This is a genomic window from uncultured Nostoc sp., from assembly GCF_964247315.1.
In the GTDB taxonomy this organism is placed as follows: Bacteria; Cyanobacteriota; Cyanobacteriia; order Cyanobacteriales; family Nostocaceae; genus Nostoc.
In genome coordinates this window covers 1-19,425 of the sequence record NZ_CAXTTT010000027.1, presented here as the reverse complement: position 1 = coordinate 19,425, position 19,425 = coordinate 1, and the positions used below count along the sequence as shown (strand labels likewise).

The 19,425-nt window shown below is 42.6% G+C and carries 16 protein-coding genes and 1 pseudogene; 5 read left to right on the top strand and 12 right to left on the bottom strand.

The window, feature by feature from the left end; all coding sequences use genetic code 11:
- Positions 1–114: 114 nt before the first annotated feature.
- On the bottom strand, positions 115–894 hold the full coding sequence (locus ACFE93_RS10625) for a cysteine hydrolase family protein (protein WP_375473259.1): 780 nt from the start codon (positions 892–894) through the stop codon (positions 115–117).
- Positions 895–978: 84 nt separating this feature from the next.
- Here ACFE93_RS10625 and ACFE93_RS10620 point away from each other — a divergent pair.
- Both ACFE93_RS10620 and ACFE93_RS10615 read left to right on the top strand, forming a co-directional pair.
- Positions 979–1,278, top strand: a pseudogene (locus tag ACFE93_RS10620) (amidohydrolase); the annotation flags it as partial.
- Between the two features lie 456 nt (positions 1,279–1,734).
- Entirely contained in the window at positions 1,735–2,943 is a 1,209-nt protein-coding gene (locus ACFE93_RS10615; protein WP_375473258.1) for a NupC/NupG family nucleoside CNT transporter, read from the top strand.
- Between the two features lie 55 nt (positions 2,944–2,998).
- Here the strand turns inward: ACFE93_RS10615 and ACFE93_RS10610 are convergent, their stop codons facing one another.
- The gene (locus ACFE93_RS10610) at positions 2,999–4,735 is read right to left on the bottom strand and encodes an ABC transporter ATP-binding protein (protein WP_375473257.1); all 1,737 of its coding nucleotides are present in this window, start codon (positions 4,733–4,735) and stop codon (positions 2,999–3,001) included.
- An 87-nt stretch (positions 4,736–4,822) separates the two neighbouring features.
- Here ACFE93_RS10610 and ACFE93_RS10605 point away from each other — a divergent pair, with 87 nt between their 5' ends.
- On the top strand, positions 4,823–4,948 hold the full coding sequence (locus ACFE93_RS10605; protein ID WP_375473256.1) for a hypothetical protein: 126 nt from the start codon (positions 4,823–4,825) through the stop codon (positions 4,946–4,948).
- A gap of 106 nt (positions 4,949–5,054) precedes the next feature.
- Here ACFE93_RS10605 and ACFE93_RS10600 read toward each other — a convergent pair whose 3' ends face one another.
- The 3 genes from ACFE93_RS10600 to ACFE93_RS10590 form a co-directional block, all read right to left on the bottom strand.
- Positions 5,055–6,272, bottom strand: coding sequence for a lipid-A-disaccharide synthase-related protein (locus ACFE93_RS10600; protein ID WP_375473255.1), 1,218 nt, complete (start codon positions 6,270–6,272; stop codon positions 5,055–5,057).
- Positions 6,273–7,268: 996 nt separating this feature from the next.
- Complete coding sequence (locus tag ACFE93_RS10595; protein ID WP_375473254.1) at positions 7,269–7,814, bottom strand: RNA 2'-phosphotransferase; 546 nt, start codon at positions 7,812–7,814, stop codon at positions 7,269–7,271.
- A 49-nt stretch (positions 7,815–7,863) separates the two neighbouring features.
- Positions 7,864–9,180, bottom strand: coding sequence for an amino acid permease (locus ACFE93_RS10590; RefSeq protein WP_375473253.1), 1,317 nt, complete (start codon positions 9,178–9,180; stop codon positions 7,864–7,866).
- Between the two features lie 899 nt (positions 9,181–10,079).
- On the opposite strand from ACFE93_RS10590, the gene ACFE93_RS10585 reads away from it, so the two are divergent.
- Positions 10,080–10,769 carry a hypothetical protein gene (locus ACFE93_RS10585; RefSeq protein WP_375473252.1) on the top strand — a complete coding sequence of 230 codons (690 nt, stop codon included), beginning with the start codon at positions 10,080–10,082 and terminating at the stop codon, positions 10,767–10,769.
- 87 nt (positions 10,770–10,856) lie between these two features.
- Here the strand turns inward: ACFE93_RS10585 and ACFE93_RS10580 are convergent, their stop codons facing one another.
- Entirely contained in the window at positions 10,857–11,825 is a 969-nt protein-coding gene (locus ACFE93_RS10580) for a threo-3-hydroxy-L-aspartate ammonia-lyase (protein WP_375473251.1), read from the bottom strand.
- 208 nt (positions 11,826–12,033) lie between these two features.
- Here ACFE93_RS10580 and ACFE93_RS10575 point away from each other — a divergent pair, with 208 nt between their 5' ends.
- Positions 12,034–12,846, top strand: coding sequence for an SDR family NAD(P)-dependent oxidoreductase (locus ACFE93_RS10575; protein WP_375473250.1), 813 nt, complete (start codon positions 12,034–12,036; stop codon positions 12,844–12,846).
- Positions 12,847–13,069: 223 nt separating this feature from the next.
- On the opposite strand, the gene aroF is transcribed toward ACFE93_RS10575, so the two are convergent.
- The 6 genes from aroF to ACFE93_RS10545 form a co-directional block, all read right to left on the bottom strand.
- Complete coding sequence (gene aroF, locus ACFE93_RS10570; protein ID WP_375473249.1) at positions 13,070–14,170, bottom strand: 3-deoxy-7-phosphoheptulonate synthase; 1,101 nt, start codon at positions 14,168–14,170, stop codon at positions 13,070–13,072.
- Between the two features lie 233 nt (positions 14,171–14,403).
- Entirely contained in the window at positions 14,404–15,525 is a 1,122-nt protein-coding gene (gene trpD / locus ACFE93_RS10565) for an anthranilate phosphoribosyltransferase (RefSeq protein ID WP_375473289.1), read from the bottom strand.
- A gap of 159 nt (positions 15,526–15,684) precedes the next feature.
- Positions 15,685–16,914, bottom strand: a complete 1,230-nt coding sequence (gene trpB, locus ACFE93_RS10560; protein WP_375473248.1) for a tryptophan synthase subunit beta — start codon at positions 16,912–16,914, stop codon at positions 15,685–15,687.
- A gap of 71 nt (positions 16,915–16,985) precedes the next feature.
- Positions 16,986–18,215, bottom strand: a complete 1,230-nt coding sequence (locus tag ACFE93_RS10555) for a tyrosinase family protein (protein ID WP_375473247.1) — start codon at positions 18,213–18,215, stop codon at positions 16,986–16,988.
- A gap of 129 nt (positions 18,216–18,344) precedes the next feature.
- Complete coding sequence (gene trpA, locus ACFE93_RS10550) at positions 18,345–19,178, bottom strand: tryptophan synthase subunit alpha (RefSeq protein WP_375473246.1); 834 nt, start codon at positions 19,176–19,178, stop codon at positions 18,345–18,347.
- A gap of 41 nt (positions 19,179–19,219) precedes the next feature.
- A partial coding sequence (locus ACFE93_RS10545) for a hypothetical protein (protein WP_375473245.1) occupies positions 19,220–19,425 on the bottom strand: 206 nt, incomplete at its 5' end.

Sequence of the window (19,425 nt, the reverse complement as noted above, 5' to 3'; positions counted from 1 at the left end):
GAAGTTATCGATGGATATGAAAATTCCTGAAATCTGAGTCCTGAATATTGAGTTGTTAGTTGTATCTCTAAATCACAAAATCACCTGTACAGACGCGATTAATCGTGTCTCTTCTCACTCCTCACCATTTTGCAGCGCTGTTAAAATTCCTTGCGAGTCAGTGACAAAACCGAAGCATTGTTTGACATTATACAATGTTGCCAGCCAACAATATTCAGGAGAAGTGGTAGCGGTGCAATCTTTAACCAATACGCAGTCATATCCTAAGAAATTGGCATCACATAAGGTGGTTAGCACACATTGATCGGCATTAACACCAGCAAAAAATAATGTTGTCCTTCCCAAATTCCGCAAGATACTATCTAAAGGCGTATCCCAAAACCCACTCATGCGGTATTTGTCCACACGAATATCTTCGGGTATCTGTTCTAGTTCGTCTACTACTGCCGCGGCCCAACTACCTGCCATGAGTACTCTAGCACCATTGCTTGGCAGTGGATCGCCCAATCCCACACCGTCCCCTGTGGGATTATAGACATGGCGCGAACTAGCACTAATATTGAGCAAGTCGGGACGATTCCCCCAATTTACCCAAATAACTGGAACACCAACTTCACGCAGTTCGGGAAGTAAGTTGTTCAAAGGTTCAATAGGCTGACGCGCCGGAGTTACGTCTACGCCGATATGCGCTAACCAGCCATCAGGGTGACAGAAGTCGTTTTGCATATCAATGACGAGGATAGCAGTTTTTGCTAAGTCTAGGCGCAGGGTTTTAGTTTCTGTTGATAAGATAACGGGTTGTGGGATCTTTTGAGGACGAGTGATATCTGCGATCGCATCATTCACTGTCCACGCATTTGGTGCAACTCCCAATGTCCGTAATGGTAAATTCATAAAATTGCAATACCCAACACCATTTTCTATTTTGTAACTTGAAATTCAAGTCAAAATACAATTACTTAATCAAGGTTAAATATGGTGAATTTCACTATCCAGAATGTTCTGATTGCCGTCAGTGATGATTACGCAACAGTAGATGTATAGATTGTAGATGGGGCGATCGCAGCCATTTCCCCCAATCTACAAGTAGTCGGCACTGCCATAGATGGCAAAAATAAGCTATTACTACCTGGCTTTTTCAACGCCCACACCCACTCATCAGAGATGTGGCAACGGGAGATGATATTAGTTTTACCTTTAGAATTATGGTTGGCAGAATTGTTTGATTTTGCTCCCCTCGATCCCGAACAGATTTATCTGAGCGCCTTGGGTACTGCGGGTGTATTGAATTAAGCGATCGCAATTTTGGCATTGAGTCTGGTTATGGTGGGATAACTGGCACAGATAACCAAACTTGACACCATACACCAGTGAGCTTTACAAAGTCGCCCAAACTGTTAGCGATAAGTGCAAGGTTCCGGGTTGTGCAGGGGGTGCTGCACACGCGCCAAATGACTTCTACACACTCATTGGCAGCCATCTTAGCTTTGGCTACCCGCGCCAGGAGGGGTAATTTTAAATTGGAATTTGAATCACAAATTCTGTACCCTCTCCCTGTACAGAATTAACTTCCAGAGTGCCGCCATGTTTTTCGACAATAAGTGAGAGGGCGATCGCTAAGTTCTTCTTTACAGGATCAAAACTCTAGTAATTGACTAAAAAGCCAAAAAAAAGGCGAATTTTTGTGTATGCTTTGAGACCATGTGCCTTAGCGATACATTTCCGGGAGTAATCATGGAACGCGCCATTTCTGCGTTGGGAATTTTAATTTTTATCGGTATATCCTACATTTTCTCTGTTAATCGTCGTGCGGTGCGTTGGCGAATAGTAGCGTGGGGTTTGGGATTGGAATTTGTGTTTGCGCTCGTGATTCTTAAAACTTCTTGGGGTTTAACTGTGTTTAAATCTCTGGGAGATATTGTCAGCCAATTTTTAGCATTTTCTGATGTTGGTGCAAAATTTGTCTTTGGAGAAAATTTTAAGGATCATTTCTTTGCCTTCCAAGTGCTGCCGACAATTATCTTTTTTTCTGCCTTCATCAGCGTCTTGTATTACTACAGCATTTTACAGCGAGTCGTAAATGGGGTGGCGTGGGTAATGATGAAAACGATGAAAACATCGGGTTCTGAATCTTTATCTTGTGCAGGTAACATCTTTTTGGGGCCAACAGAGTCGGCGCTGATGGTTAAACCTTATATAGCGAATATGACGCAATCGGAACTTCATGCCTTGATGACGGGTGGTTTTGCCACAATTGCGGCTGGAGTACTAGGAGCATATCTTTCCTTTGGCATCCCAGCAGAACACCTAATAGCTGCTTTCTTTATGACTGCTCCGACATCTTTGGTGGTATCAAAATTACTTTACCCTGAAACAGAAGTATCAGAGACAGCTGGTAAGGCAAAAGCGGATGTAGAAATTAATCATGTAAATGTAATTGATGCTGCTACTACCGGAGCAATTGACGGCGTGAAGCTAGCAGTTAATGTTGGGGTAATGATTATCGCCTTTTTAGGATTATTGGCTGCCCTAAATGCACTTTTGGGATGGTTGGGGTCATTTGTGGGCTTACAGCAACTCTCATTGCAGTGGATTTTATCTTTTATCATGGCTCCCGTGGCGTGGCTAATGGGCGTACCTTGGGCTGATTGTCGGCAAGTTGGGGCTTTATTGGGTACAAAAACAATTTTGAATGAGTTTATTGCTTTTTTAGATTTGAAGGCACTAATTGAAAGTGGAAAAATTTCTCAACGTGCAGTAATTATTACAACTTACGCATTATGTAACTTTGCAAATATAGGTTCAATTGGTATTACCATTGGCGGCATTGCAGGGATAGCACCTAATCGCCAACATGACTTAGCTCGTATGGGTGTAAGGTCAATGATTGGCGGATTGTTAGCAGGTTTTATCACCGCTTGTATTGCTGGGATATTGATTTAAATAATTCTTTAAAATAAATTTTATCAAATGAGCGAACCGACAGTTTGACAAGTCCTTACTCATCTGTAGAGTAGAACTGTTGGGCGTAAAAACGGGCATACCGTCCTTCCTGAGACAGGAGGGAGGTGTGGGTACCAGCTTCAACCACCTGTCCTTGTTCGATTACAAGAATGCAGTCAGCCCGACGAACGCTGCTCAAGCGATGGGCGATAATAAATACGGTACGGTTTTGCATCACTCGTTCCAGTGCTTCTTGAACTAGTGCTTCTGATTCAGAATCTAGGGCAGAGGTGGCCTCATCCAAGATGAGAATTCGAGGATCGTTGGCAACTGCTCTAGCGATCGCTAATCTTTGGCGTTGTCCTCCCGATAGGTTAACTCCACGCTCTCCCACCCAGGTATGATAACCCTGAGAAAACTGGGTGATAAAGGAGTGAGCGTTGGCAATCTTTGCTGCTTCTTGAATCGCTGCTAAATCTAATTTTTCCTGACCGTAACCGATATTTTCAGCGATCGTTCCCGAAAAAAGGGTAACATCTTGGGGAACAATCCCAATTTGATGGCGCAGGCTGGTAAGTGTGACATCACGAATATCAATATCATCAACCAGAATTTGACCCCTCTGAGGGTCATAAAAGCGAAGTAAAAGATTAATTAAGGTCGATTTGCCTGCTCCAGAAGAACCAACCAAGGCAATCACATCACCAGGAGAAGCGTCCAGGCAGAGATCCTTAAGAACTGGCTGGTCGGGATTGTAGGCGAAATCGACATGACGATACTCTACCTTGCCCATAACTCTTGGCATTGCCTGAGCATTCGATTTTTCGCTTAAACTAGGCTCCTTCGCCATCAGTTCAAAAATGCGTTCAACAGAAGCTTCGGTCTGTTTATACTCGTTGTAATTGCTAATCATCATGTCGATTGGCTGAATCAGTAAAGCCACAGCAGCTAAGAAACTGATAAACCCTTGAGCTGTCAGCTGATTCTGAGAAATCTGCCATCCTCCTAATAAAAACAGCAGTATAATACTAACTGCTTCCAAAAAACCGACAACCGGAAACTGAATGGATTGGAGTTGTAGAGCGCGATACTTAGCTTGGCGATTGATTTCTGCTTCATGATTGAATCGCTTCACTTCATATTCTTGGGCTGCAAAAGCCTGAACAACGCGAATCCCGCTAAATACTTCAGTTAGCATCGCCGACAAATTGGAAACCTGATTTTGGCTCTGGCGAGATAGCACGAGTAATCGCTGACCAAATTGCCCGATTAACCAAGCCATTAAAGGAGCCAAAATCAAACCCGCAAGAGTGAGCGGCCAATTCAGGTAGAGCATGTAAATGGGAATCACAATTAACTGCAACAAATTGGAAATAAACTGATGGGATAACTTGTCCACAATCTCGCCCACGCGATCAATATCTTCAGTCAGGCGATAAGTCAGGTCTCCCGTCTGTGTGGTTTCAAAGTAATCTAATCCAAGTTTGTGCAGGTGAGCATAAACGCGCTTACGCAAGTTTAAAACCATGTTCAGAGTAGCAGCGATCATAAAGACATTCTGCCCGTATTGACAAAGCCCTCGAACCAAAAATACTAAAGTGGCTAGTCCGAGCCAGTAAGCAATCTGGTTAACATTTCCCTGGCCAAGATAAAAAGAGACCTGACCTGCTAAATAGGGCACTGCTAGGGTGAATAACACAAATCCTAAAATACAAGCTAATCCCCGAATTAACAGCGGCCATTGGGGCCACAGATAAGGCAACAGTTGCCAGTAACTAGAGCGGACTTTCATGGTTCAATTCTGTAGTGTTATCAAGTCAGGCAGAGGGCAGGAGGCAGGAGGAAGTAGGGTTAAAAAGAATAGTAGGTTGGGTTGAGTGTGAGCGTTACCCAACAAAGCTTTGATAATGTTGGTGTTGGGTTTCGTTCCTCAACCCAACCTACACCTACACCTACACCAGTTTTAGTTTTTAGCCTTAACCCAAGCGTATTGGCAGTTAAGTAAGAATTCAGGGGTCAGAATTGAGAATTTAGAATTAAAGTACATTACGGCGTTAGCCTACCACACCATGTTACCCAACCGTGCCCACTCCTGAATTCTGGCGCAATTTCTACTCAGTTTCTCCTAGAGAGTTTAGTAGAAAGCGGGCAATTCTCTCAGATGCACCGGGTGGGCCAAATCGCTCAGGGCCATTTTTTTTGCACTTAGCAAGGTAGTCTGAATCTTCTAAAGTTTCAACTACTCGTTTAGCTGCTTGCTTGAGAATCTCAGGGGTTGCTGGCTTAGTGCCGATGGTTTGGGCAGAAATGCCCAACAGCCGTGTTTGCGCTTCTGCAAATTGATAGGTAAATTGAGGGCCCTCTCCGGGAATCTGGATGATAGGTTTCCCGATCGCTACAGCTTCCTCCACTGCCAAACCTGCCATACCAATAACGAGAGTAGAGTAACATAGGATGTCACTGAAAGCATCTGAATAACATCTCACTTCTACAAGCGGTGATTCCTCAGCAGAACTTCCTGGAGGAGAATAGGTGAGTATGCCTTGATTCAGTTGCCAACCTTGACTTTTAGCAATGTCGTCTAATTGCGCCATCAAACTCGGTATCAAGGCTGCACGAAACTGGAATCCTGACTCAGGCATCACCTTGGCGATTTCTACTACCAGTTGCAACTGCAAACAAAAATTTCGCGCAGCTTCAGGCATCCGTGACCCTGGTAGGAGAGCGATCGCTCTCTCGTCCGGTTTCAGGTGCAAGTCTTTGCCAGTAGGGACGAGCCAATCTAAAGCCGGAATGCCAGCACACTGAGCTTTAGTTAAACCTTGCCGTTGGAGGTCATAAGCCGTATGGGAATCCTTGGTGAAAACTGCTAGACATCTGGAAGAATTAAGGTCATGCCACAGAAGCGGATTGAGTCGTAACCGCCCTTCGTAGAGGGCAGAAAGACAAGAGATAAACGAAACGAAGGGGCGCTTTGTTAAGTAAGCAAATGTCTGGGAGACAAAATCCCCAGTAGACATAATCAAATCGCAGTTGGGAGCATACTGCAACACTGCTTGTAACTGTCGCCACGTTAACCCAATCAATCCCGATTGAAAATCTTTGAGCAAGTAGAGGCGCTTCATGTAAAAGAATCCCCCAGAGGGCATTGTTTGTGTGGGCCCAATAATGGGAATATCCAAGCTGCGGTAAGCTTTTCCTTCCCCCACAATCGGCATTGCCGCCATCTCAATAGAAGGACACAATTGGCGCAGGGTCTGAATAACATGAGAGGTGTGGTTGTCCTCTCCGTGGCCGTTACTGATAAACAAGATTCGCTTAGAAGGCATCTTGGGTTTGGATAGGTCTAAAATGCTTGTTTGGTGAGATTTTTAACCTACATTGGGTGAGTAGGCTAAGAGATTGATAGTATTTTTACTCTTGAGTGTTTGTAATTTTATAGACAAATCTACAAAGTTACTTTTTCAGGTATAAACCGGAATGGAATTACTGCTAATCCCTGTTTTTGCAGACGCTAATCTATCAGAGAATACAGTATTAGGAGTGCAAGCGCTATGGGTATATGGATCTGAGTTCATAAATTGAACGAGGTATTTTAAGTTTTGATCGCAAGAAGACAAAGGAAGAGAGAAAATGATTTATTGAAAGCCTGTCCCCTTGTCATTAAATTCTTTTGTCCTCTTCAATGACGACAAAGTTATAAAAAAGTTGTATTGCAATCATCATCTGACCCCTTGGGCGTTCGACATAGAATCAATTTAATCTACTGTCGAGCTATTTTTTGCTGGCTTTAGTCTAAACTCCAGAATTGAAACAAGGAGAAATTATTCTTGCTGTAAGTGTTAGCGATCGCTTCTTCGATTCCCGTTGCTGGAATAGCCATTTTGATTGCTTTAAGCAAGTCAGCATTTTGATATCTCAGGAGACACCAACGAAAAATCCCTTAGATGCACGACGCTTAATTTCCATTTTTGGGAGCAATGCCTAATTTACATGACTTTGAGCCTTAACTGAACCGTATTGCCCACTTTGTGAGCCAAATTTGTAATATTTCTTGACCTAAAAACTGCTATAACACAGCTACAATCAATCATATATTTAGATACGTTGCAGCTAAAACGAAATCAAGTAAACATTTCGATTTGCTTTTATAAATCAGAGTATTTGCACTATATTATTGGACTGTTTATCAACCAATAGCAATAGGGTTTAGCCATTTAGAAACACCTTTTTAAAATATTGATGTTAAAAAGAATTTTTCAAGTAATATCAGAGATTATTTATAGAGTAAAGCTTCCTGAATTCTGAATTTTATTTGTTAAAATTCAAACTTTTTGTAGATATTCAGGTGGCACACAATCGACTAACCAAACACCATTAGCAGAACAATAAAAGATGTAACCCGCTTGATGCATTGCCGCAGTATTTACAGCAAAAACCACTGGTTTTCCATGTCTGGCACCAACAGTTTGTGCTGTTTCTATATCCTTTGATAAATGGACATGATGTCGCGACATTTTGCAAAGTCCTGTTTGCAAAATTAACTCTACAGATTTGCGTCCGGTGCCGTGATAAAGCTCATCTGGAGGAACAACAGCTTCTAATTGTAAATCGACTTTTACACTATGTCCTTGGTTCGCACGAATAAAATTACCTGTAGAATCAAAAGAAAAGCGTTGTTTTTCGTTGGATTCAACTACCACCTGTAATTCCTGGCGGGTAATCGGAAACATGTTTTGAGTACAAGCGGTAAGTAAGTCCTCAATAGCAACCCAACCACCAGGAGCAAGTTTAATTCCAATGGCATCCGGTGTATGTCGCAGATATTTGCTGAGATATTTGCTGATTTTGACGAGGCGAGAATCACTCATTTGATTGTAGTTAGTATATTAATACTACATAAAACTTTTATTGATGGTTTTATTTGGTGTAAATTGACATAATTTGTCTTCCTATAATGGCTAATGCCACTCCAACGATCGCAATGAGTGTCACCTTTTTGCCAGGAACAAGTGTTTGATATGTGCCATCTGAGTTTTCTTGTTGTTGACGTTGCTTCCAACTCATTAATGCCGGAATAATTCCACCTAGAACTGAAATACTAAATGTTCCAGTGTAATCTAGGGCAGTAAAAAAGATGCTGGGGTTGAGCGTTCCGAGAGTCATCGGAGGGAAAAGAACCAGCGAATAGAGGGGTAAGCGGCTAGAAAGTCGCCACTGTGTAGGCAGGAAAATATCTTTAAACAAATCTAGCAACCCGTACACAAATCCAATGAATGATGTGACGATCGCAAACTCTGAAAAAATGGATACTAGCACTCCTAACCATTGCCCCGCACTACCTCCTCGCAGAACTTGTAGTGGATCGAAAACACTTGTACCATCAGAAGTGCTATGTAGCATATCGGGGCTGACGCTTCCTAAAATTACGGCATTCCACGCCAAGAACATAATTAGAGGAATCACAGAACCAATAAAGATGGACTGACGAATTTTGCGGGCATCCCCTTCGAGTTGCTTCACAACTAGCGGCACAACGTTTTGGAAAAACAACGCCACAGACATCACTGAAATGGCACTGCCGAGGGCACTCCAGTTTTGAAATAATAGTTGGGTACTCTGAATATGCCTTCCTCCGAGAAATAATAGTCCTAAGAAGGAAACGATGACAATTCCGACAAAGGCGCTGTTTAGTTTCTCAATAAATTTTTCTCGCCCAAGATACATAATCCCACCAAATAAAAGCGTGAAAGCCATTGTGCCTACCCACGTAGGCAATATCTGCATACCCCAGACTTTTGCTGCTGCTGCTCTTAAAATCTCTCCGCCTTCGGTGATGTATGCCACCAACAGAGCATAGTGCATGAATAAATATGCACCACCAGCAATTCGCGCTCCCAGCTTACCAAGGATTTTCTCAACAACTCCCAAAAAACCTATACTCGGATGCCCTTCTGTTCGCATCGTGTTTAAGGTAACTTCTGCAACCAATAACCCTGACACTAAAGCGTAGAGCCAAACAGCAATTAGTCCAGATGTGGATGGCACAATACCAGATGGCAAGGTAACGGCTGGTAGAGCGAGAATCCCAGCCCCAACAGTGGTTCCTGCAATCAATGCAGTACTTCCCAATACACTACCTGGTTGATGATTGAGTTTTTTTCCATCAAATTCGAGATGAGAAAACAACCGAGTGACTTGCTCTGAATCTTGGAGAACAGTCTTTATGGCAACCATAGTGAATATCCACACTTAAACCAAAAAGTTAATATTAACACATGTAAAGAATATGTAAATATTCTTTACGAAAACCCTGATAGGTATCTCGTTTTAAAACCCTTGCTTGTTGATGGCGGCAATGACTGTGAGCCGTTCATGCAGTGGGTGATAGAATAAGTGCCGTTGGATTGTACAGTGGTTCTGCGACCAGAGCAAACCAAAGTATTTGTGTTGCTCAAAAAAACTCCCTTGTAGTCGAGCGCACTGATGAGAAAGCTGATGGGGTGTCGTCGATTCGTCAGAGACTATAAGTTATTGCCCGAAACATCCCCGAAACATCAGAAACCTTTATCTACCTTGCCACGATCCGTCTTATAGTGAGGCGACTGGCATAAAATTTGACTCCTCAAAACTTTTCAAACACCCTCTTATCACCATTTCTCTAATATTTTATGCAACTATAGCAGTCCTAAATCATTTGTGAAAATTATATATCTCTTTGTTCTTTCTTCCCTTTGCGTCCTTGGCGTTCTTCTCTAACGAGACGCTACGCGAAGGCGGTTCGTTTCCTTATCTATATTTTTCACGACTCCTGCAAGGATTGTTATAGATATAAAAATAATTCATTCAATATCAACAAATAAATCATTGAATTCGTAAATAAATAAATTTATACTAATTTTTAAACGTTATTAACAAAGTGTATTAACATAACATTGTATAAAATTTGTTTAATCAATATTTAGAGGCTATTTATCAAGTAAATCTATACTTTCTAACTTGCTCGTAGGGTGGCAATACCCACTATTTCAAGGTTTTCAGGGTATTACCCACCATAAAATACTTATATTTTTTTAAAAGTTAAACCGGATTTTTACATTAGGTAACTTTGTTATTTTAATCAAAAAAGGACAACTATGTTTGGTTTACGTATAGGCTGGCTGATTCCTGCGACCTTAACTATAGTCAGTTTAGGCTCAAATATGCAAAGTGCAAAAGCACAAGATAATTATAATAATTATACGTTTAGTGTTGACTACAATACATTTGTCACTTTTGACCCAACTTTCAGACCAGACTTAGGAATTATTAGAGCAACTATCAAAGGTGAAAGTACCAAACCGGCTCCTTATGGGTTGGATTTATTTGTTAGTGATGACTATGGCAAACTTGAGCCTATTGAAAATCCATCGATTAATAAGTATACCTTTAACTCAAACCCAAGCGTGTTTGGTTTAGAGGACGAACTCGCATTTTCTGACAGGTATTATGGTGGTGCAAATGAATTATTTGGCAAAGCAAGTGACAGCGCTGAAATTAATTTTGCCGAAGGCTTTATCAAAGGTGGTGGTACTATTACCATCTCTGGGGGAACAGGTTTATTCCAAAATGCTACAGGCAAAATCACTTTTACTGAACAAGACCAACTTAATTCCTCTGGAACCCCTTCTCAAGGTTTAGCTAAACTGAATTTCACCTTGCAAACTCCTCAACAGGTTCCAGAACCAACGGCGACTACAAGTTTAATTGGTATCGGTTTAATTGGAGCAAGTTTAGTAATTAGCCGACGCTATAAAAAAAGTTCTTTATCCAGGATAATCAATTAAATATGGGACTATTTAGAAGCCTCGCCGATCAAATTCACGGCAGAACCATACATAATCAACCTGGAAACGATGTTTTTAATTACAATCCTACAGAGAAAATAATTTACAAACTTGCGCCAAATCTACATTTCCACCGCTGATGATGACACCAATTCTCGCCTCTGGTGCTTTCACTACACCTTCGAGTAAAGCGGCGGCGGCGAGTACTCCGGTGGGTTCAACGACAATTTTCAGACGTTCCCACAAAAAAAACATGGTGCGAAGAATCGCTTCTTCAGATACCGTCACCATATCATCGACGTAATCCAGCACTAACGGGAAAGTAATTTGACCAAGGCTAGGAGTCCGCGCACCATCAGCGATGGTATCAGGATTCTTGACTGTTTGCAGCATTTTGGTGTGAAAGGAGCGGGTAGCATCGTCGGCAAGGGCTGGTTCTACCCCGATTACTTTACAATTGGGTAGAAGTGCTTTGGCTGCGATCGCACACCCTGAAAGTAATCCGCCACCGCCACAACAAACTAATAGTAAGTCCAATTCACCAACTTCTTGGATCAGTTCTAAAGCAGTTGTTCCCTGTCCAGCGACTACATGAGGATGATCGTAAGGAGGAATGAGTGTGAGATTGCGATCGCGTGCTAGATTTTGAGCTAATTCTTCCCGGTTTGTTTCTTGGCGATTGTATAAAATTATCTCTGCACCATAACCACGAGTAGCAATTTGTTTGACAACAGGTGCATCATCAGGCATGACAATGGTGGTGGAAATATTGAGTAATTGCCCAGCTAAAGCGATCGCTTGGGCATGATTTCCTGATGAATGGGTGATAACGCCTGTTTGTTTTTCTGCTACCGATAGTTGGGTTAGGGCATTGTACGCACCTCTAAATTTAAATGCCCCCGTGCGTTGAAAGTTTTCGCATTTAAAAAATACCTGGCTATTAGTGCGATCGTTAACGATTCTAGAAGTTAGCACAGGTGTGCAGTGGGCAATTCCCAAAATTCGCTTTTGTGCTGCTTGCACGTCAGTTATAGTAACGGAATGATATTGTGGCATTGATGAGGTTATTAAATATTTTTGCTCTTGTTTATATAGATACAGTTTTTTATATTTGCGTTTACTATGCTTGATTGCAGCATACTCGTTTCAGGTGGATAGCATCATTTCTTGTCTGCATAGAAATAGCTACAGCGAACATTATATATTGCTGTAGCTAAATTTATAAAACTTAAATTAATTAATTCACATTCGCCATTTTTTTAGCATGAATAAAACATCTGAAAGTCGGCAAAAAAAAACTGCTCTAATTACAGGAGCGGCTAGTGGGATAGGTTATCAATTAACCCAGATTTTTGCTCGTCATAGTTATAATCTGGTGTTAGTAGATAAGAATGAACAAAAACTTACTGAAATTATAGATGAATTTCCGCATAAATTTGGCATTTCCGTCAAAATTTTTGTTAAGGATTTATCTATTCCTACATCTCCAGAAGAAATTTTTACAGAACTACAGCAAGCGTCCATCAAGATTGATGTGCTAGTTAACAATGCTGGCTTTGGTACTTATGGAGTATTTAGCGAAACAGACCTGAGCATTGAACTGAAAATGCTTCAGGTAAATATGGTCAGCCTGACTCATTTAACGAAATTGTTTCTTAAAGATATGGTCGAGCAAAACTATGGAAAAATATTAAATGTGGCCTCAGCAGCAGCTTTTCAACCAGGGCCTCTAATGGCAGTTTATTTTGCTACGAAAGCCTATGTTTTATCATTTTCAGAAGCGATCGCTAATGAATTAGAGGGCACAGGTGTCAGCGTGACTGTTCTTTGTCCAGGGCCAACAGCATCGGAATTCCAACAAAATGCTGCAATGGAAAATTCCAAGATTGCTAGCGTTAACAGAATGATGGATACGGAAACCGTCGCTAGGATTGGTTATCGGAGCTTAATGAAAAACAAAACTGTTGTTGTTCCTGGAATGAGAAACAAGATATTGACTGAAAGCGTCAGATTTACGCCCAGAAATTTAGTCACAAAGGTTGTCAGAAGTATGCACGAACTTAAAAAAAATAGGTAGTTCGAGATTTTATACTCTTTTTAAGAAAACCCGACCAACGGATTTTTCAGATGAAAGAATCTGTTGATCGGGTTTAACCATTTGCAAAAAATCGGTTTATAGTCCAATACGCTTGGGTTAAGGGTTATTGGCGTAGATAATTGGTCTTTTAAGAAGCGATAAATCGCGTCTCTACAATCAGAGTTTTGTTGCTCATTCTGAACTGTATTGGTTTATAGTCTATCTACTTTGAAAGTTCTGGTGTGAGGAGAATTTGGCTTTCACCAATGCGATCGAATGCAGGTGTAGGCCAACGATCGACTACTTTGCCCAGAATTGACATTTCTTGAACCAAGCGGTCAAATTTATCAGGGGTGAGAGATTGGGGCCCGTCAGATAAAGCTTTAGCCGGATTGGGGTGAACTTCAATCATCAAAGAATCTGTACCAGCGGCGATCGCAGCCATTGCCATTGATGGCACATATTCAGACCTACCCGTACCATGACTGGGATCGATCATAATCGGTAAATGGGTCAGCGATCGCAACACCGGAAGCACCGATAAATCTAAAGTATTGCGGGCATATTTACCATCAAAGGTTCTGATTCCTCGCTCACAAAGAATTACATTCGGATTTCCAGATGCCAAAATATATTCTGCCGCCATCAACCACTCGTCAATTGTGGCAGACATTCCCCGCTTCAGCAGCACTGGTTTATCTTGAGCGCCTACCTTTTTCAGCAGCGAAAAGTTGTGCATATTCCTAGCTCCGATTTGGATGATGTCAGCTGTTCTCGCTACTGCTGATAAATCGGCAGCATCCATCAGTTCTGTGACGATACCCAAACCAGTAGCTTCCCGCGCTGCTGCTAACAAATCTAAAGCACTTTCACCATAACCTTGAAAGGCATAAGGTGAAGTACGAGGTTTGTAGGCTCCGCCACGCAGAAACTGTGCCCCTGCTGCCTTCACCCGCTTTGCCGTTTCGACAATCATCGCTTCATTTTCAACGGAACAAGGCCCGGCTACCACCACAATCGGATGATGTTCGCCAAAATAGACATCACCGTTAGGTGTTGGTACAACAACCTCGCTAGCTTCTCCATCTCGGAATTCTCGACTTACCCGCTTGAAAGGTTGCTGCACTCGTACTACTTGCTCAATCCAAGGGCTGAACTCTTGGATTTGTAATTTATCGATGCTAGTGGTATCGCCAATTAGCCCCAACACAACTTTATGAGTGCCAACGCTTTTTTCTACCGTAACTTTCCAAGTTTCACTCAGTTCTTGGCTGATGCGAGTAATTTCTTCAACAGGTGTACCGCTCTTAAGTATGATAATCATCTATTTTTCCTTGTGTATAAGTTTGAGTGGGCTAATCTTTACAGGTCGATGCATTAAGATTGCGGGTTGATGCATTGGCATTGCAGGTCGATGCATTAAGATTGCAGGTCGATGCATTAAGATTGCGGGTCGATGCATTAAGATTGCAGGTCGATGCATTAAGATTGCGGGTTAAGGTGTAAGGCATTAGAAGACTTGCGTGTACACCGTAGCTCCTCGTAGGAGAGGTTTGTCTAGCGCAAAAATTCTGCGAGTTGTTCTAGTTTTGTCCAAGCTGCGCCGCTTTGCAGAATTTCCTTGGCAAGGGCAATACCTTTAACACAACCTGCTAAAACATCAGTTTCCCCATGAATGGCTTCACCAACTTGCAAGGCCAAGGCTGTATTCAAAGCGACTACATCCTGCTGCGCTTGCGTGCCTTTACCTTGCAAAACTGCCTTCAAGATTTCGGCATTTTCTTGGACATCTCCACCACACAACGCCGCAGTTGGTGCAAAACTCAAACCCAGTTCTTGAGGATTGAGCGTTAGAGAACGCACTTTTTTATCTTGAAGTACAGCCAAGTCGGTGACATCTGCCAAACCTGCTTCATCTAAACGTTCCCGTCCGTGGAGGGCGATCGCTTGCTGACATCCCAATTGGGATAAAGCTTGAGCAATCTCTTCCAGTAAAAGCGGGTCGTTGACACCAATAATTTGCCCTGTCGGTCGCATCGGATTTACTAGCGGGCCGAGCAAGTTAAAAACAGTCCGCACCTTCAAAGTTTTTCGCAAAGTAGCGATCGCTTTTAGTGCAGGATGCCAGCCGGGAGCAAACAAAAAGGTGATTCCAACTTCGCCAACTGCGGCTTGTACTTTTTCAGGAGTGGCGTTGAGATTTATACCCAAAGCTTCCAGCACATCAGCCGAACCAGTCTTGCTAGATGCGGAACGATTGCCATGTTTGGCAACCTTTACCCCAGCAGCAGCAGCGACAAAGGCAACAGCAGTGGAAATATTAAAGGTTGAAGCACCATCCCCACCAGTTCCACAGGTGTCAATTAGAGTGCTGAGTTCTGTTAGCGGTAGCGGGGCGTTTAGCCCGTGCTGAGTGCTGAGTGTGGAACTTTGGGATTGTAAAACGCTGGCCATGCCGACTAATTCTTCGGCGGATACGCCTTTAGCTTGAATTGCGGCTAAAATCGCTCCTGATAGAACATCGGGAATTGCATCTGTGAGCCAACCTTGCATCAGATCCGCAGCTTGGGAAACCGTCAACGATTGCCGATTTAGCAACTGTTGTAATAAAGCTGGCCAGTTGTAGAGATCGGGAGGGATGGAGATGTTTTCAGGTGGAGTTTGAGTTAAAGCTATCATATTGGTCATTGGTCATTTGTCATTGGTTATCGGTCACTTGTACTGAGAGAATGCGAACAGTCCCTCCAAGAGTTGCTGTTGGCGCAGCCTCTCCAAGAGTTGTATTGGTCATTGGTCATTTACGAAGGACAAATGACAAATGACGATAAGAAGAGAAAATTAAGGAATTAGGAGTTTGGCAACGGTTTGCACGTCTTTGTCACCTCTGCCGGAACAATTGATGACGATGCGGAGATTGCCTGTTAACTGGGGACAAAGAGTATCTAGATAAGCGATCGCATGAGCCGTTTCTAAGGCTGGAATAATCCCTTCTAATTGCGAAAGCCTTTGAAATGCATCTAAAGCCTGTTTATCAGTCACACTGTAATACTCGGCGCGACCAAGATCCATTAAATAACTATGCTCTGGCCCAACACCGGGATAATCCAATCCGGCACTAATTGAATGGGCTTCGATTACTTGACCGTCATCATCTTGCAGTAAATAGCTCATTGCACCGTGCAATACACCTATTTTTCCTTTTGTCAAGGTAGCAGCGTGTTTTTCTGTGTTTACACCTTCACCCGCAGCTTCCACTCCGATTAGACGCACCGAAGGTTCATGCATAAACTCACTGAATAAGCCGATCGCATTGGAACCTCCACCCACGCAAGCCAGTAAAATATCTGGTAGTCCTCCCCATTTTTCTAGGCATTGAGCGCGAGTTTCTACACCAATTATCACATGGAAGTCACGCACAATCATCGGGTAGGGATGAGGCCCAGCAACCGAACCCAGGATGTAATGAGTTGTTTCTACATTCGTCACCCAATCCCGAATTGCTTCAGAAGTCGCATCCTTGAGAGTTCCCGTACCTGCCTCTACTGGTCGAACTTCTGCACCCATTAATTTCATGCGAAACACATTCAGGGCTTGGCGTTCCATATCCTGGACGCCCATGTAAATCACACATTTCAAACCAAATCGCGCACACACAGTTGCAGTTGCTACGCCATGTTGACCTGCACCTGTCTCGGCAATAATCCGTTGCTTACCCATGCGCTTGGCTAGCAAAACCTGAGCCAAAGCATTATTTATTTTGTGAGCGCCTGTATGATTTAAATCTTCGCGCTTTAAATAAATTTGCGCTCCCGTGCCATCTGGTCTAGCGTAATTTGCTGTCAGGCGTTCAGCAAAATATAATGGGCTGGGTCGTCCGACATAATCACGCATTAAGTTTTGCAGTTCTGCTTGGAAACTCGGCTCGTTGCGATATTGTTGATACGCCGCTTCCAATTCACTTAATGCAGGCATTAAGGTTTCCGGGACATATTTACCGCCGAATTTTCCAAACCTGCCCAAAGAATCTGGTTGTACAGTTGCAGTTTTGCTGTTTAGTATGTTTACCACTGTTTAAAATCCTTTCATTTTCAAGTATTTTTTAGTTTCGTTCTAACTTTTTAGAACTTATGCCATTGAAATCATTTTTGCGTTTTCTTTTCCCCGGTTTGGTAGGTATAGCCCAGTTCCCGGTGATTCAAAACGTCTATAGGGCGCACCAAATCGTTAGAGTCAAAATTTGGTAATAGGGATAGTAAATCTCCTAACGTCGTAGCTTTGGGGGTAGACATACCGCCGTCCCAAGGCCACATTAGGTCTTTAAGATTGTGTCCATAAGGCTGACTATGACCATCGGGAGGATAAAAATCGCTACCTTTATGACCGTTTTCTTGCCATTGGGCCCAGAGGCGGTCTACGTTGGCATGATGCAACCAAAACACTGGGTCATAAGGCGAACTTGGTATATTGCTCATCGTACCCAGACCCTTAAACTTTACGGGTCTTGTGCTTGCGTCTATCTGTACACCACCAACTAAACCATGAATGTAGTTGTGGATGAATCCTCCAGGGGTGACTTTACCCTGCTCATCTACAGAGATAAATCCTTCCATAGCGGCGCGAAATAGAGAATAGTCATTAAGACTCAGGGCACGCTCAACATCTTTTTTGGGCACAGGATAATCAATGGCAGGAGGTAGTCTTAGAAAGCGTACAAGTGATGTACCTAATGATGTTCCGGTATCTGGGTCAATATTTAATGCTGGATTCATAACCCAGCCATTTGCAGCCGAAAAAGCCCCAGGCACAACGCCGCCTGTAAAGTTTCCCTGATTTGGAATTTTGATGGTTACTCCTTGACCGTTGGAGCCAAGAAAGTCATCGTTAAAAATTACATCAAGTGCTTTAGCGTCTGTCCAATCCCAGTATGGCAGACTAACAGTTGGATCTACTGCTTGCAGAGCTTGTTCAAATCTGCGGATATATTCTCGATGCCAAGGGAAAAATGCGGCGTTTTCATGAGCAAGTTCTTGGACGGAACCATCGGAATGCCCTTTATGGTTATGAATTAGGCGTGTTGCCCCTAGATGTATGGCAACGAATTGGTCGTAAATACTGAGCTTGCTACCTGCGGGAATTACTGTTTTTAAGGTTTTGATCGCTTTGACTAAAGCTGTTTTCTCTGCTGATGTCAGGTCAGTTACGTTCTTTCTTACAGTTATGTAACCCTGTTGTCCTGGTAAATTGTAATTCCAATGGTATTTGTATTGTCCGTGGTCAGTGCGATCGTGGGCAAAGACTGTAAGCGCACAGGTGCTAACTAGAAGTAAGCTGTAAATTAATATTTTGACAGATTTCAGCAGAAGTTTCATTATCTTAATCAAAGCAGAGGAGCAGGGAGGCAAAGGGGCAGGGGAGCAGAGGGGCAGAAAGAGAAATAATTGATACTAATTCTTTATTCCCTATTCTTCATTTCCTACTCCTTAAATCTGCGGGTAAATTTATCCCACCTTTTGAAGAGATGGACTTTCGCGCCGACTTTCTGTAATGGCTGTTTTAAGTTCTTGACAAAATTCTTCTATAGCTTGCAATCCTTCAGTTGGGCTACCTTCAGCTAAACGTTTGACAAAAGCACTACCAACAATCACTGCGTCTGCACCCCATTCCATTACTTGATGTGCTTGTTCTGGTGCTGAGATGCCAAAACCAACGCCGATGGGTTTATTGGTGACGCTTCGCAACTCGGTAATTAAATGCTCTACGCGGTTTTGGATTTGAGTGCGGATACCTGTAACGCCTGTGACGCTCACTAGGTAGATAAAACCTTGAGATTTACGAGCGATCGCTTCAATCCTATCTTGAGAACTGGTAGGAGCTACGAGTAAAATTACCTCAATTCCGAAAGATGCAGCAGTTTTGATTAATTCTTCTGCTTCTTCTAAGGGTAAGTCTGGTACTACCAACCCTTGCACCCCAGCAGTGGCAATTTGCGCCAAAAACAACTTAATACCCCGGTGCAAAATGGGATTGTAGTAAGTAAATAGAATTATCGGCGCTTTTAGGCTAGGAATCACTAGATGTAACATCTTTAGCACTTGCTCTAATTTCGTGCCTTTTTGCAAAGCGCGGGTTGCTGCTGCTTGAATCACAGGCCCATCTGCAAGAGGATCGGAGTAAGGAATACCCAACTCGATGAAGTCAGCACCGTTGCGATCTAAGATACGTAAGGCTTCGGCGGTGGTTTCTAAGTTAGGATCGCCTGCTGTGATAAAGGGGATTAAAGCACACTGTTGGCGATCGCGTAAAGTTTGAAAGGAATCGGAGATAGAGATCATGCTGAAAAATAGTTAATGATTGGTTAATAGTTTTGGAATAATTAACACTTAGCAATTAGCGATGCCCATGCTAAATTTTTTGTTAAAGAGTCTTTGATACTCGTGAATGAGTCTTTGAACTCCATTAATGAGTCTTTGAACTCCATTAAAGAGTCTTTGATACTCGTGAATGAGTCTTTGAACTCCATTAAAGAGTCTTTGAACTCCATTAATGAGTCTTTGAACTCCATTAATGAGTCTTTGAACT

Excerpts from the sequence above, each read along its gene's own strand:
- ACFE93_RS10595 (WP_375473254.1), bottom strand. The coding sequence starts at position 7,814 with ATGAGTGATTCTCGCCTCGTCAAAATCAGCAAATATCTCAGCAAATAT.
- ACFE93_RS10615 (WP_375473258.1), top strand. The coding sequence starts at position 1,735 with ATGGAACGCGCCATTTCTGCGTTGGGAATTTTAATTTTTATCGGTATA.
- ACFE93_RS10600 (WP_375473255.1), bottom strand. The coding sequence starts at position 6,272 with ATGCCTTCTAAGCGAATCTTGTTTATCAGTAACGGCCACGGAGAGGAC.
- ACFE93_RS10625 (WP_375473259.1), bottom strand. The coding sequence starts at position 894 with ATGAATTTACCATTACGGACATTGGGAGTTGCACCAAATGCGTGGACA.
- trpD (WP_375473289.1), bottom strand. The coding sequence starts at position 15,525 with ATGATAGCTTTAACTCAAACTCCACCTGAAAACATCTCCATCCCTCCC.
- ACFE93_RS10580 (WP_375473251.1), bottom strand. The coding sequence starts at position 11,825 with ATGCCACAATATCATTCCGTTACTATAACTGACGTGCAAGCAGCACAA.
- ACFE93_RS10585 (WP_375473252.1), top strand. The coding sequence starts at position 10,080 with ATGTTTGGTTTACGTATAGGCTGGCTGATTCCTGCGACCTTAACTATA.
- ACFE93_RS10575 (WP_375473250.1), top strand. The coding sequence starts at position 12,034 with ATGAATAAAACATCTGAAAGTCGGCAAAAAAAAACTGCTCTAATTACA.
- ACFE93_RS10555 (WP_375473247.1), bottom strand. The coding sequence starts at position 18,215 with ATGAAACTTCTGCTGAAATCTGTCAAAATATTAATTTACAGCTTACTT.
- ACFE93_RS10590 (WP_375473253.1), bottom strand. The coding sequence starts at position 9,180 with ATGGTTGCCATAAAGACTGTTCTCCAAGATTCAGAGCAAGTCACTCGG.
- trpA (WP_375473246.1), bottom strand. The coding sequence starts at position 19,178 with ATGATCTCTATCTCCGATTCCTTTCAAACTTTACGCGATCGCCAACAG.
- aroF (WP_375473249.1), bottom strand. The coding sequence starts at position 14,170 with ATGATTATCATACTTAAGAGCGGTACACCTGTTGAAGAAATTACTCGC.
- ACFE93_RS10610 (WP_375473257.1), bottom strand. The coding sequence starts at position 4,735 with ATGAAAGTCCGCTCTAGTTACTGGCAACTGTTGCCTTATCTGTGGCCC.